Genomic DNA, 13,100 nt, shown 5'->3' with positions numbered 1-13,100 from the left:
GCCCCGTGCACGCGGAAAAGATCTGTCATTCCATATGCAATACTGAACAACAGCTTGTTATAGAGCTATCACAACGCGTGCTTTGTAGGAAAGCGGATATGCCCCCAACCTGCTAAGCGCCGCGCCATATCTTGACTGGCATGTCATCACCAACTGCGCTCATATTTCGTGGGCAGCGCCGGGGCCGAAAGCTTTTGCCCAGACATAATCGCACTTCTTCCAACCAGCCGCGCTGGTTGATCTTAAGCCGTATCATATCCGAACCCAGCCCATCGTTAGCGGCTGCAAAAGCATTGCGCAGCGCGCCCGCGGTCAGTGGTTTGCGCGACAGCCGGTCCATATTGGGAAACTCCACCGCGCCAAACATGATCCGCGAAATCCGGAAGTAAGTTTCCGGTCGCTGTGCCATGCAGCTACCATGTTTTGCCCATTGCCGTGCTGCCAGACGCGGCGCAGGTATCATGCAGAAATTGCGTTTCACAATTGCCGGCGGCAACGCCTTGGTCGCCCGGCACCATTGCGGATAACTAGCCCCCTGCGCATCTGGCCACAAGCCATGCAGGATGAAGCCGAAACTGCCGTCATCACCGCTGCATTGGGATTTGTGACGCCGATCATCCTTGCGCAGACGGCAAAATTCAGGTGACCAGCTCATCGCCAGCGTATAGCCGGATATCGGTGTAAGCCGCCGCGGTTCATCGGCTGGCTTGCGCGCTGGTGCCGCTGGATCAGTCAGCGACGGAGCGCGGCATTGGTAGGATTGGGCTTGGACCAAGGCCGGTGAAACAAGAAAAATCAGAGGGAAAAAGGCTTTCATTTGAACACGTCCGATAAATTTTCGGCCTGATTGCCAATAATCGCGCCTTTCGTGCGGAACCATTCCGGTGATCCGCCAATGAACATGCACAAAACAGCCAAAACAGCCAGGGACTGGGTCGCAACGACGAAAAACTTTTCCGTACTGGAATAACCTTCAAAATATATCGCGATTCCCAATAGCGACAGGACCGTTATCACCACCAGTATCCATCGCGCGATATTGCTCGCGCGATGGGCAACAAAGTACCACAAACTGATCTGGACAGCATAGCTCACAACTGTGCCCAGCATTATCACAACAACAACAATCAGCCGCGTTTCAGCATCAAACTCTGCGTCCAGTGCATAGTCATCCCAGTGTACATACAGATCAACTGTTGCGCTGAGAACTGATGCGAGAAACAGTCTCTCAAACCAGAGGATTGATTGTGGACGTAGCCTTTTCATCTCAACCAAAGGCCTGATCGCATCGGCACGCGGCCCTATTCAAAGGTCTTTTCCAGATCGACGGTCTTTTCCCCGGCGAACCATCTTTTTGAGTCCGGCCGGAACAGCATATAGACCGCTATCGCCTGCATGACCGTCAGAATCAGAGCGATGGCCAGATTAAGCGGCGGTAATATGGCGAAGGAGGAAGGCAATGCCAAAAGCCCGATAACTATCAGCACCAGCAATATCCATTTCACAAAACCAACGGCTTTCCGAGCCACCAGATACCAGAGCAATATGTTGATTCCGAAACCAAAAGCGGTTGTGATATAAGCAAAGTTAGGCCCCAAAGCGGCAGAATTCGGGTCCGCCTGAATAGTGGCCATTGTCGTGTCCCAGGTCAGAAAGACGTTAATCAGCCCGATCGCCAGAGATGTCAGGAACAGCTGTTCAAACCGAATGATCGATGTTGGTCGCATGATGGTCTCCCTTGCCAAAGAAGCCCCGAACCTAACTTACACTTGTGCAAAGTCCAGCCCGATATCCGCCGCCGGTGCCGATTGGGTCAAACGACCGACAGATATGAAGTTCACACCCGTGTCCGCCTTGTCGAAAATCGTCTCCAGCGTCACACCGCCCGATGCCTCGGTCACCACACGGCCACCGATCAGGGTCACCGCCCCGCGCAAGGTGGCCGGTTCCATATTATCCAATAAAAGATGCGTCGCGCCCGCCGCCAGCGCCGGTTCGATCTGATCGACCCGATCCACTTCGACAATGATCCGCTGGATCCCGGCATCAACGGCGCGTTTAACCGCCTCGCTGATATTGCCCGCAACCGCGACATGATTATCCTTGATCATCGCCGCGTCCCACAGGCCCATGCGGTGGTTTTCCGCCCCGCCCATACGAGTGGCATATTTTTCCAGCACCCGCAGGCCGGGAATGGTTTTGCGCGTATCAAGCAAGGTACAGCCGGTCCCGACAATCCGCCGAACATATTCATTGGTCATGGTCGCAATGCCAGTGAGATGCTGCACCGTATTGAGCGCACTGCGTTCAGCGGTCAGCATGGCGCGGCCCTTGCCCTTCAGCCGCATGATATCGGTGCCCGCTTCCACTGCCTGCCCTTCCGCCGCGAGGATTTCAATCTCGACATCGGGATCAAGCGATCGGAAAAACGCTTCGGCAATCGGTAGCCCTGCGATTACCGCCTCGTGGCGACTGTCCATCACGCCGGTGAAGATGGCATCTTCGGGGATAACCGCCTCGGATGTGACATCACGCCCAGTGGGGCCGAGGTCCTCAGCGAGTGTGGAATCGACGAAGGCGTCGAGGTCGAAACGATCCAGGGTGAAGGTCATAAACTATGGCTCATCAATATCTTCCAATTCCCAATCTGCTCCGCGTTTTATCAACCGATAGTCATAACGCTTGGATTGTGTCAGAATCTCTTCAAAAGAGTCTCCGTCTTCACCCAATGCGAACTCATGAACGGTCGATAGGCGCACCTCGTCATTCCCGATCCAGCCGTCCACCCGCCAATCCAGTCCGTCGAGCAATCCGTTGTTGAACTTATATACAGATTCCGTGCCATCTGGCCCTACGCGCCAAACGCCAAGCCCTTCCAGATTCCCCCAGCCAGCTCCGGTTCTCTGGGCGGCAGCGAACATTGTCGCGTCATCCGAGAATACCGGCCTGAGACCAGTTTCCAATATTATGTCTGACGCTATTCGATCGACTACATGGTGCCCGTCTGCCTCCAAACCAAATGTATGAAAGCCAAAGAAGCGTCCATCGCCGCTGATCCAAAACTGTTCGACAACACTCCAGTCCCTTACATCGAAGCAGGTAACGCCACCGCTTAACATCTTGATTCTCATCGCAGATTCAGTGGAACTGGCAATATCACGATATTCGCCCGGAATAATGACGGGCTCCTCCCGCAGAATTTCCGACTGATCGGGCGATTTTAAAACTTCCTCACAAGTCGCAGAGGACGAGAAATTTTTATCATCCATGGCAAGAGTAACAGAAGGCACGCAAAGACTGGCGACAACGAAGGACGCCAAAGTGACCTTGATTGGTTTTCGCACTACCATGCTGTCCCTCCCTGAACAGGCCATTGGCGGTTAACCGCTACCCTTCATGCGCGAGATCAGCCGGTCCCAAATCACCCTGCCCCACAGTCGCGCTCGCCATTTCCATCATCTTGTCGATTGATTTGCGGGCCTGCAGGCGCAGTTCTTCATCCATTTCGATGCGTGGCTCCAGATCGCGGAGGGCGACATAGAGTTTCTCCATCGTATTGAGCGCCATATAGGGGCAGATATTGCAGTTGCAGTTGCCGTCCGCACCTGGTGCGCCAATGAAATTCTTTTCCGGCACCGCTTTTTCCATCTGGTGAATGATATGCGGTTCGGTCGCGATGATGATTGTATCTCCTTCAAATTCCTTGGCATATTTCAGGATCGCGCTGGTCGAACCGACCATGTCGGCATGATCCAATATATAAGCCGGACATTCGGGATGGGCCGCCACCGGCGCATCGGGATGCTGGGTTTGCAACTTGAGAAGTTCTGTCTCGCTAAACGCCTCATGGACAATACAGACGCCGGGCCACAGCAGCATGTCGCGGCCCGTTTTCTTGGCAATATAGCCACCAAGATGCTTGTCCGGGCCAAAGATGATCTTCTGGTCCTTGGGAATTTGCGAAAGGATATGTTCGGCGGAAGAACTGGTCACGATAATGTCGCTGAGCGCCTTCACCTCGGCCGAGCAGTTAATATAGGTCAGCGCGATATGGTCGGGATGTTCATCGCGAAACGCCTTGAACTTATCTGGCGGACAGCTGTCTTCAAGGCTGCACCCGGCGTCCATGTCCGGCAACACGACAATCTTCTCTGGAGACAGGATTTTCGCCGTTTCCGCCATGAATTTCACCCCGCAAAAGGCGATGACATCGGCATCGGTTTCCGCAGCCTTGCGGGAAAGCTCCAGACTATCGCCGACAAAATCGGCAATATCCTGAATTTCCGGTTTCTGGTAATAATGGGCTAGGATGATCGCATTGCGCTCTTTGCGCAGACGATGAATCTCCTCGATCACATCCACTCCGGCCAAGCTGCCGCCAATTCCGCCACGTGCGTCCATTGTCTTTTCCTTTAAGTAGCTTACCGCTGCTATGCCACTATGCAGCGGCGAAGATCAATCATCGATGCGGAATTTCATGATCCGCGCTGTCACGGCCTGATCCGCATCCATTCCACCCATGATATAGTGATCATCTCCCGACTTTACGAGAGCGCGATGATCCATGCTGGGCGCGGCCAGCTGGCCCAACTCTGCCCACTCATCGGTATTTAGATCATAACCAAATATCCGGTCCGTTGGTTTCGCGGGCTCTCCATCATAGCCGATTCCGTCATAATTATACGGATTGTCGCCTCCGCCGGCAAAAAGGATCATGCCACGATCATTGTCGCCCATGGCTGCCATGCGATATTGCGGGCCGCCGGGATGGGCCTCAACCGCGCGCCACGTAATCTGCTCAGGATCAGCAGGATCAATATCACCGCGCCACGCAAACGGAGCCGCGGCAAATTTGCGTTTGCCATCGACCAGTCCAGCAACAGCCACGCCATCGGTGATAATCATGCTATCATTCGCCAGACCGCCCGCATGACCGAAAACCGGTTTACCAGGGAATTCCGTCGCCATGCTCCAGCTATCGGCCTGTGTGTCATAGAGCTGGACAAGGCTGACATTGCCCTCATCATGCCATCCGGACACCAGATAGATATAACGGTCGCGATAGGGCAAAGCGACCATGTCATCGACCGGCGTCGGCATATCGGCAAGGCGCTTGTAATCGCTGTTTTTGGGGTCAAAGGCGAAGACTTCCGGCGTCGATACTTCATCGCCATTTTCCGCAACGGTATAGCCGCCGAAAAGGTAGATTTTGCCCGCCACCGTGACCGCGGCGCTGGCCAGGCGTCCTTCATTCACCGGCACAGAGGCAATTTCCTCACAGTCTTTGATGCTGATGATACAGGCGAAAGCAGCATTGCTGGTATCCTTCCAGCTCTTGCCCGACTTCAGTCCGTTGAAGCTGTAGAGCGTTGGCCCGTCAGGCCCCTCGGCGAGCGCCACCGCATTGTTGGTCATCGGGATTGGCAGTTCAAACTCGGCAGTCGATGAAACCGGCTGTTCAGCCACCTTTCCTTCGGGTTCCTGCCCGCAGGCGCTTACGATCATGGCCATGCCTGCGATGGCGGCCTTGCTCCGGAATTTCATCACTCTGCTCCCTGCTTTTCCTTGTCGGCCAGCACATCCCTGATCGACCGGGACACATCCCAACGATCCCTATTAGCCGCGCCGCGCTCAAATGCAAAAAAAGCGTCCACTTTCGCGTCCAGTCCGGCAGCGCGCAGCGGCAGGACAAAACTGCTCTCCACCGCCCTCCTTGCGGCGTCCCGCGCCAATCGCATCTGCAACGGATTTTTGGCCTGTTTTGCCAGTTCTGCGATGCCTTTCTTCCGATTGGCGTCATCCAGCGTTTTTTCCGCATCGGTCAACGCCATCAATATGCCGCCATCGTCGTAGCTTTGGATACGGTCAATCCGCACCTCTGGCCGCGCAATCTCGATCGGCGGCATTTCCACCGACAGGGTTTTAGTCGTTTCATCCCAGCGGACATTTTCAGCATCCAGTTTGGCCAGATCAACCTCATAGCGCACCGATCCCGGCATGATCAGGGTCTTGCGGGCCGACAGACCGATGCGGCTCACTGTGGTTGTCACTGTCGCGTTATAGCTGGCCGAAAAAACCGTCAGGCGGTTCTGTTCGCGCAAACCGTCAAGGCTCGCGCTGGCAATCGACACCGGATCGGGCGCGAAGCTGCTTTCAAACCTGGACAACAACAACCAGGACAAGGCGCCGATGATCACCAATACACCAGCCATGATCGCCAAGGGAATGGCGTAGCGGCGCTTCACCGGGACATTTTCCAGATATCACCATCCACGGCCGCAATCTGTCGGTTCTGTAGGTCGATCAGATGCGCGCGTACCGATTGACCAGCCGCGCCCTTCAGGCGCGGATCAAGCCCTTTATACATTTGCGTCACCATATCAGGAATAGCCGATGGACCGTTTTCCAGTATCTTGAGAATCTGCCGTTCGCGCTGTTTCCGGTGCCCCATCATACCGCGGACGAGTTGCCGGGGTTTATCGACTTTTTTGCCGTGAGCCGGGTAGTAGACTTTGTCATCACGTTCATAGAGCTTTTGCAGGCTGGCCATATAATCCGCCATGTCGCCGTCGGGCGGTACAATGACGCTGGTCGACCAGGCCATGACATGATCGCCGGTGAACAATGCGCCGGATTCCTGTACCGCGAGACAAAGGTGATTGGATGTATGACCCGGTGTCGCCACCGCTTCGATGGTCCAGCCGTCACCGGATAGTGCTTCACCGTCCACCAGCACCCGGTCGGGATTGTAAGTCTTGTCAAAACTCTCGTCGGCCCGCGGGCCATCATCATCCAGAACCAGCGGTGCACAGCCTATGATCGGTGCACCGGTGCGCGCTGCGAGCGGTTTTGCCGCCGGACTATGGTCGCGGTGCGTATGCGTACACATGATCGCGCTGATCCGAGCATCGCCGACAGCTGCCATTATCGCGTCAATATGGTCGTCAATTGCAGGGCCGGGATCAATAACCGCTCGATCGCTTTTGTTGCCTACTACATAGGTCTGGGTGCCGGTATAAGTATACGGGCTGGGGTTACCCGCCAGCACGCGCACGACCAGCGGCTCCAGCTGCTCCGCAAGGCCGGTCGGAAATTTGCTCGGGTCAAAATCTGCATTCATGATCAAGATGTGGCATATTCAGGCCATAAAACAACCATGAATATCATCACAAAATCGGGAGCGAACCGCAAAAGGGTCCGCTCCCGATCTTGTGACGATGGGTTTTAAGGGGTTTCAGGTGATGGAAAGCTGAGCCTTCAGATCCTTGATGTCTCGATCAAACGCTTTCAGCTTTTGCCGGGAGTCCTTACTGCTGCACTCGGCTGCCTTGGCGCGCTTTTTCTCAAGCTTTTTCAATGCCACCTGCAATGTGATTTTCCGGCTCTTGTCGGAACAGCCAACAACACTGGCCCATGCCTGGTCATTCATGACGCCTTGTCCTGCAAAGGCGATCTTCTTATTCATGGCAGCGCAGTCCGCGTTCGAGCCACTGGCGCTATAAGAACTGTGTGACCGGTTTGAACTGCTTACAGCTGACCTGAAATTGGGTTTGAACGCTATCTGGGTAACATCCCAGATCCTTGTCGCCACGCTTTTTGCCTCGCGTGCCTCCTGCTCGGCTTCACGCTCTGCTTCACGGGCTTCTCTTTCCGCTTCCCGCAATTCTCTTGCTGCTTCGCGTTGCGCTTGGCGAACTTCCCTCTGTGCTTCCCGCAACGAACGCTCAACGTCCCGTTGGGCTTCGCGCTCCATCTGAGATGCCTCTTTGCGTTCCTGCTCCCACTCGCGTTTCCACTCCCGCTCCGCTTCCCTGAGTTCACGTGCAGCTTCGGCAAGTTCGCGTTGCATCTCTTCACGATCAATTCTCGCCTCACGCGCAGCTTCTTCTGCTTCACGGCGCGATTCCTCGGCTTCCCGGACCATTTCCTTGATCTCTTTCTTGCTCAGAGGCTTGTTGGTCCGAAGCACAACTGTGCGGCCATTATATTTGATCTTGTGGACATGTTCATTCCCGCTGGCGCGCACTTTGGCCCAATCCTTTTCACCATTGAGCATGGTAATATTGATCGTGCCATTGGCTTTGTCCCACGCCGTAAATTCCAAGTCCGCTGGTGCAACCGGCGGTACTGGTCGCACGGGTGGAATCGGAGCCTTGGGGACCCAGGACGTTTCTGTCTTTTTCTTCGAAGCGCTAATCTTCCGAAGCTTTTTGGCAATTTGCTTGTCCGTCAACTTGCGCTTTGACTGAAATTCGACCCTGCCCTCTTCGTTTTCCACGATATATTTATAGCCATCCGCAGTTTTTTCGGTGACCACAGCGCGATCGGAATTTGCATCAACGCCAATGGCGTTCGTACTGATCTTGATCCCCGTTCTCTTAGAGCCCTCATCGATGGCAAGTTTTTCGCTGTCGATAAGTTCGTCATGCGGACTTACCTCAGTTTCCACGGCATAGGTGACAGTGGCCGTGAGCGGCAGGGCAATCACCGTGCCTGCACCAACCAACAAGGCTCCTGCACGTTTACGAAACTTCGACTTTTCTTTCTGTCCCAGCATCTTCAGCCGGTCTTTGATCTTGTTCTTCTGGTTCAATGGACTGGCGAGGCCAAGCTTGTGTCCGGACACGGATTTGGCAATTGTCCGGCCATAGACGGCACGCAGATTACGGCCACCATTTTGCAAGATGCGCGCATCGCAGGCCGTTTCCTGGTCCTGCCGGAACGCAATCCACGCAAGCCAGGCCACCGGATTGAACCAGTGCAGCGACAAAATGACCAGGCCGATGAAATTGGCCGCCAGATCGCCTGATTCATGATGGGCGATTTCATGTTCCAGCGCCAGCTCACGTTCGCGCGGCGCATAGTCGCGGAAGAAATTGGTTGGAACGGCGATATATTTTTCAAACAATCCGAATGCCAGCGGACCGCCGACTGCAGCGGTTTCCAGAATTTTGATCCGTCCATGGCGTCCGACAAGCCGACCGTCCGAAACAATATCCTCACGAAACTGAAAATAGGCAGCCAGTTTGCTAATAAACAGCATGCCGGCCCCACCAAGCCAGACAACGAGGGCGATCATCATCCAATCGATGGAGGCCAGAGTGCCGACCGCTGCCGTTTCGGCGGGAGCAACCATTGCGATTTCCGAAAGCAACGGCCCAACGACCGCCGCTTCCCCCGTTTCAACCGGTGCTGGCGCTTTCAGGGTGAGAGTGGGCATGAATAGGCGCGCAAGTGGCAAGGCCCAAAGAAGATAAGCGATATGTGGTCCAAAAAATTGGCTCACCGGCTTACGGATTATAAGCACTAGCGCCATGAGCAATGTCATCGACACCATCGTGTCCATCATCCAGTTGGTCATCCCTTCAACTCCCTCAAAAGCTCTTCGATTTCCCTTATATCGTCATCGCTCAGCTCATCAGCCTCGGCCAAATGGGCAACCAACGGTGTGACTTTCCCTCCGAAAAGACGGTCAACAAATTTACGTGAAACACCAGCCAGATAAGTATCCCGCTCAACCAGTGGTGAATATTGGAACCTGCGGCCATCGCGCTCTGTACCGATAACGGCCTTGGCAGCAAGACGAGACAGCAGGGTTTTAACGGTTTGCAGCGACCAGCCTTTGGCATCGGCAACACGGTCAGCCACTTCAGTAGCGGTTAGCGGTGCCTTTTCCCAAAGCACCTCCATAATCTCATGTTCGGCATCACTGATACGTTCAACCATATCCAATTTCTCCCAAATGAAATTGCCAAATGTAGATAGACAAGATTCGCTACTGACTACATCTGTAGTTATTCCAACCACAGATGTAAATGTAAAATTTTACATTTGCGATGAATGGTTGGCGAACCCTGTTCTGATTGTAAGACTGAACCGATGCCTCATTTGTCGGGAAAATTTACAACAGCCAATAAGTTAAAGCGGCATTTACCATCTAAGTGCTTGCAAAGTAACATAGCGCTAAAACTGGCACGCCCGGTGCAAGGTTACGGGTGTTCCTATGTTTCACACCCATGAAACGCAAATGAGGGGGACAGCGTACTGGTCTCCGCCGTCCCCTCTCATTAAATTATTTAAACAACCCACTATACCCATATAGAAACGGCCCGGATCTCCTAATCCGGGCCGTTCTTGATTCCACGGATGAAAATCGCCTGTTGGCGATTGTCCATCAGATGACGACTAGCTGGCTGCAGGCGCGACCTTTTTCTCGGCCATCAACTCGCCCAGTTCGCCGGCTTCATACATTTCCATCATGATGTCGCTGCCGCCAATAAATTCGCCTTTGACATAAAGCTGCGGGATGGTTGGCCAGTCGGAAAATTCCTTGATGCCCTGGCGCACTTCCATGTCTTGAAGCACATCGACAGACTCAAAGCCGACACCAAGATGCTCAAGGATCGCAACCGCTTTGCTGGAAAATCCGCATTGCGGAAACAACGGTGTGCCTTTCATGAAAAGCACAACATCATTGGATGTGACCATCGTGTCGATTTTTGCATTTACTGCGTCGCTCATCTTCATTCTCCTTTGCGAGGTTCCGTTCGGGACCCGCGATTATTCTGGTACTCCGGTGGTCAGCTGTAGTGCGTGCAGCTCTCCGCCCATTTTACCTTTCAATGCCGCATAGACGGCCTGATGCTGTTTAACCCGGTTCATATCGGCAAATGCTGGCGCCAATACTTTGGCCGCATAATGGTCACCATCGCCGGCCAGATCCTGAATTTCGACAATCGCATCTGGAAAGGCTTCAAGGATCATTGCCTTAATATCGTCGCTCGCCATAGGCATTGCAGATCGTCCTACTCAGCTTCTTCAATAAACTGGCGGCGCGCTTCCACCATCTTGTCGGTCAGCACGGTGCGGATACCGGCATCGTCAATATCGACGCCTGCCGACGTCAGATCGCCCAGTAGTTTACGAATGACGTCTTCGTCACCCGCTTCTTCAAAATCGGCCTGAACGACTGCTTTGGCATAAGCGTCTGTTTCCTCTGCCGTCAGGTTCATTTTCTCCGCAGCCCATTCGCCAAGCAACCGGTTGCGCCGGGCTGTGATCTTGAATTGCATTTCCTCATCGCGCGCGAACTTTGTCTCAAATGCTTTTTCGCGATCTTCAAAACCGGTCATAATCTTCCCTTACTGGCATTATCCATCTCTGGATCATTCTAGATAAAATAGGCACTGGTCGCATCAGCGACAAGAGGCCCGGGTCGTTCAGTCTGAAACTTTCACAACCAGCTTACCAATCGCGCCGCGATCGGCCATTTTTTTGATCGCTTTTCCAGCATCGGCAAAGTCAAAGACTTCCGAAACACGCGGTTGAATCATCCCCTGTCCCCAAAGCTTGAACAGGCGATTGATATGAGACCGGTTACCGGCCGGATCACGCATCGCATAAGCGCCCCAGAACACACCGCAAACATCGCAGGATTTGAGCAAAGTCAGATTAAGCGGTAATTTGGCGATACCTGCAGGGAAGCCGACCACCAGGAACCGGCCTTCCCAGGCGATGGACCGAACCGCTGGCTCACTATAGTCACCGCCAACCGCATCGTAAACGACATCCGCGCCATTGGGGCCGACCGCTGCCTTGAACTGCGCTGCCACTGCTTTCGACTGGTCCTTGTCAAAAGGTGCCCGCTCGTAAATTACCGTTTCATCTGCGCCTGCCTCTTTGGCAAAGGCTGCCTTTTCTTCGGAAGACACGGCGGCAACCACACGCGCGCCGAAAGCTTTGCCCAGCTCAACAGCGGCAATGCCAACACCGCCGGAGGCACCCAATACCAAAAGCGTATCGCCTTCCTTGATGTGACCGCGATCGACAAGTGCATGAATAGATGTACCGTATGTAAGGATCAGCGCCGATGCATCTTCGAAGCTCACGGTATCCGGAATTTTGAACACGCTGTTATGATCGACAGCGACTTTCTCAACCAGGCCGCCATGACCGGTGGTTGACGCGACCCTGTCGCCCACTTTCAGACCAGTCACGCCCTCACCAACTTCGGAAATGACACCGGATACTTCTCCGCCCGGCGCGAAGGGGCGGGGTGGTTTAAACTGATACATATCCTGAATGATCAGAACGTCAGGATAATTGATCGAGCACGCTTTTACATCAATGACCACCTGACCCTTGCCGGCAACCGGATCATCAACATCCAACATTTCCAGGCTTTCCGGACCACCAACTTTTGTGGACATTAATGCTTTCATACTCTTTTCCTCTTTCCCAAATCTATTTTTGGCGCCCTATGCCATCACCGGCTTGTGCCAGGACTGCGCAGAATCGACACACGTTTCATGCGCTTCTATGGCATCGGATTTTGCCATTGTCAGGTCTATTTCATCAAGCCCATCCATCAGGCATTGCTGCCGGAAAGGATCCATCTCGAATGTGAAGCGATCCTGAAAGGGCGTGGTTACGCTCATGCTTTCCATGTCGACGGTAATGGGATCGGTTTTGGCCACCTCCATCAAACGATCAATTGCTTCCTGCGGCAAAGGGATTGCCAGCAGGCCGTTCTTGAACGCGTTACTGGAAAAAATATCAGAAAAACTCGGCGCGATAATTGCCTTCACGCCCATGTCGTCAAGTGCCCAAGCGGCATGTTCGCGGCTCGATCCGCAACCAAAATTATCGCCAGCAATTAGAATCGGCGCCCCGGCATATTCCGGATCGTCAAAAACATTCCCTTCTTGCGCGCGAACCGATTCAAACGCGCCTTCACCCAATCCGTCACGCGATATAGTTTTCAGCCATTTTGCGGAAATGATGACATCGGTGTCGACATTTTTCCGGCCAAAGGGAATGGCGCGACCTTCAACTTTGCGAACGGGCTTCATTCTTCACCCGTTTCATCGGTATCATCGACGGGTTCGTTCTCATAACGTGTGCCCGGTTTCGGTTTGCCGGCCTTAAACTCGTCCAATTTGCGCATCTTGTGCCGGCCCGCATATATCAGAGCTGCGGCGACCGCCGCCGAACCGACAGCGGCACCCACTTTGGCGCCGGTGGACCATTTGCCCTTCTTTTCGTCATTGCCGTCATCTTCAGGCTTTTTCTTGTCGTCTGCCATATATAAGACCTTATCC

At 53.9% G+C, this 13,100-nt stretch carries 17 protein-coding genes; all 17 read right to left on the bottom strand.

Translation table 11 applies throughout. The features are described 5' to 3' along the window. Positions 1–112: 112 nt before the first annotated feature. The 17 genes from AC6I9Z_RS06640 to AC6I9Z_RS06560 all read right to left on the bottom strand — a co-directional run bounded on the left by AC6I9Z_RS06640 (position 113) and on the right by AC6I9Z_RS06560 (position 13,084). Positions 113–817 carry a ribonuclease T2 family protein gene (locus tag AC6I9Z_RS06640; protein WP_461454520.1) on the bottom strand — a complete coding sequence of 235 codons (705 nt, stop codon included), beginning with the start codon at positions 815–817 and terminating at the stop codon, positions 113–115. Beyond that, positions 814–1,266, bottom strand: coding sequence for a hypothetical protein (locus AC6I9Z_RS06635; protein ID WP_461454518.1), 453 nt, complete (start codon positions 1,264–1,266; stop codon positions 814–816). The genes AC6I9Z_RS06640 and AC6I9Z_RS06635 overlap by 4 nt, the downstream gene beginning before the upstream one ends. Before the next feature lie 35 nt (positions 1,267–1,301). Continuing rightward, on the bottom strand, positions 1,302–1,727 hold the full coding sequence (locus AC6I9Z_RS06630) for a hypothetical protein (RefSeq protein WP_461454516.1): 426 nt from the start codon (positions 1,725–1,727) through the stop codon (positions 1,302–1,304). 36 nt (positions 1,728–1,763) lie between these two features. Continuing rightward, positions 1,764–2,612, bottom strand: a complete 849-nt coding sequence (nadC, locus tag AC6I9Z_RS06625) for a carboxylating nicotinate-nucleotide diphosphorylase (protein ID WP_461454514.1) — start codon at positions 2,610–2,612, stop codon at positions 1,764–1,766. A 3-nt stretch (positions 2,613–2,615) separates the two neighbouring features. Further along, positions 2,616–3,350 (bottom strand): hypothetical protein, encoded by a 735-nt coding sequence (locus tag AC6I9Z_RS06620; RefSeq protein ID WP_461454512.1) that lies wholly within the window; start codon positions 3,348–3,350, stop codon positions 2,616–2,618. A 37-nt stretch (positions 3,351–3,387) separates the two neighbouring features. Then, entirely contained in the window at positions 3,388–4,401 is a 1,014-nt protein-coding gene (gene nadA, locus AC6I9Z_RS06615; protein WP_109355345.1) for a quinolinate synthase NadA, read from the bottom strand. A 54-nt stretch (positions 4,402–4,455) separates the two neighbouring features. Beyond that, entirely contained in the window at positions 4,456–5,544 is a 1,089-nt protein-coding gene (locus AC6I9Z_RS06610) for a Kelch repeat-containing protein (protein ID WP_461454510.1), read from the bottom strand. Further along, positions 5,544–6,245 (bottom strand): DUF4230 domain-containing protein, encoded by a 702-nt coding sequence (locus AC6I9Z_RS06605; protein ID WP_461454508.1) that lies wholly within the window; start codon positions 6,243–6,245, stop codon positions 5,544–5,546. Before AC6I9Z_RS06605 ends, AC6I9Z_RS06610 begins: the two co-directional genes overlap by 1 nt. Continuing rightward, positions 6,242–7,120: an MBL fold metallo-hydrolase gene (locus tag AC6I9Z_RS06600; RefSeq protein WP_461454506.1), complete on the bottom strand. Its 879-nt coding sequence runs from the start codon at positions 7,118–7,120 to the stop codon at positions 6,242–6,244. Before AC6I9Z_RS06600 ends, AC6I9Z_RS06605 begins: the two co-directional genes overlap by 4 nt. 114 nt (positions 7,121–7,234) lie before the next feature. After that, positions 7,235–9,361, bottom strand: a complete 2,127-nt coding sequence (locus AC6I9Z_RS06595) for a M56 family metallopeptidase (RefSeq protein WP_461454504.1) — start codon at positions 9,359–9,361, stop codon at positions 7,235–7,237. After that, entirely contained in the window at positions 9,358–9,726 is a 369-nt protein-coding gene (locus AC6I9Z_RS06590; RefSeq protein WP_109355340.1) for a BlaI/MecI/CopY family transcriptional regulator, read from the bottom strand. The genes AC6I9Z_RS06595 and AC6I9Z_RS06590 overlap by 4 nt, the downstream gene beginning before the upstream one ends. Positions 9,727–10,185: 459 nt before the next feature. Beyond that, positions 10,186–10,521, bottom strand: a complete 336-nt coding sequence (grxD, locus tag AC6I9Z_RS06585; RefSeq protein ID WP_461454502.1) for a Grx4 family monothiol glutaredoxin — start codon at positions 10,519–10,521, stop codon at positions 10,186–10,188. Positions 10,522–10,560: 39 nt separating this feature from the next. Continuing rightward, complete coding sequence (locus AC6I9Z_RS06580; RefSeq protein WP_109355338.1) at positions 10,561–10,794, bottom strand: BolA/IbaG family iron-sulfur metabolism protein; 234 nt, start codon at positions 10,792–10,794, stop codon at positions 10,561–10,563. An 11-nt stretch (positions 10,795–10,805) separates the two neighbouring features. Next, entirely contained in the window at positions 10,806–11,132 is a 327-nt protein-coding gene (locus tag AC6I9Z_RS06575) for a DUF1476 domain-containing protein (protein ID WP_109355337.1), read from the bottom strand. Between the two features lie 87 nt (positions 11,133–11,219). Beyond that, positions 11,220–12,221, bottom strand: a complete 1,002-nt coding sequence (locus AC6I9Z_RS06570) for an NADPH:quinone oxidoreductase family protein (protein ID WP_461454499.1) — start codon at positions 12,219–12,221, stop codon at positions 11,220–11,222. A gap of 36 nt (positions 12,222–12,257) precedes the next feature. Beyond that, positions 12,258–12,851: a 3-isopropylmalate dehydratase small subunit gene (leuD, locus tag AC6I9Z_RS06565; RefSeq protein WP_461454497.1), complete on the bottom strand. Its 594-nt coding sequence runs from the start codon at positions 12,849–12,851 to the stop codon at positions 12,258–12,260. Then, on the bottom strand, positions 12,848–13,084 hold the full coding sequence (locus AC6I9Z_RS06560) for a hypothetical protein (RefSeq protein ID WP_461454495.1): 237 nt from the start codon (positions 13,082–13,084) through the stop codon (positions 12,848–12,850). The genes leuD and AC6I9Z_RS06560 overlap by 4 nt, the downstream gene beginning before the upstream one ends. Between the last annotated feature and the right edge of the window lie 16 nt (positions 13,085–13,100).

The organism is Parasphingorhabdus sp. (genome assembly GCF_059726685.1).
The sequence above is the reverse complement of the archived record's forward strand: the minus strand, read 5'-3'. Positions and strand labels throughout refer to the sequence as shown.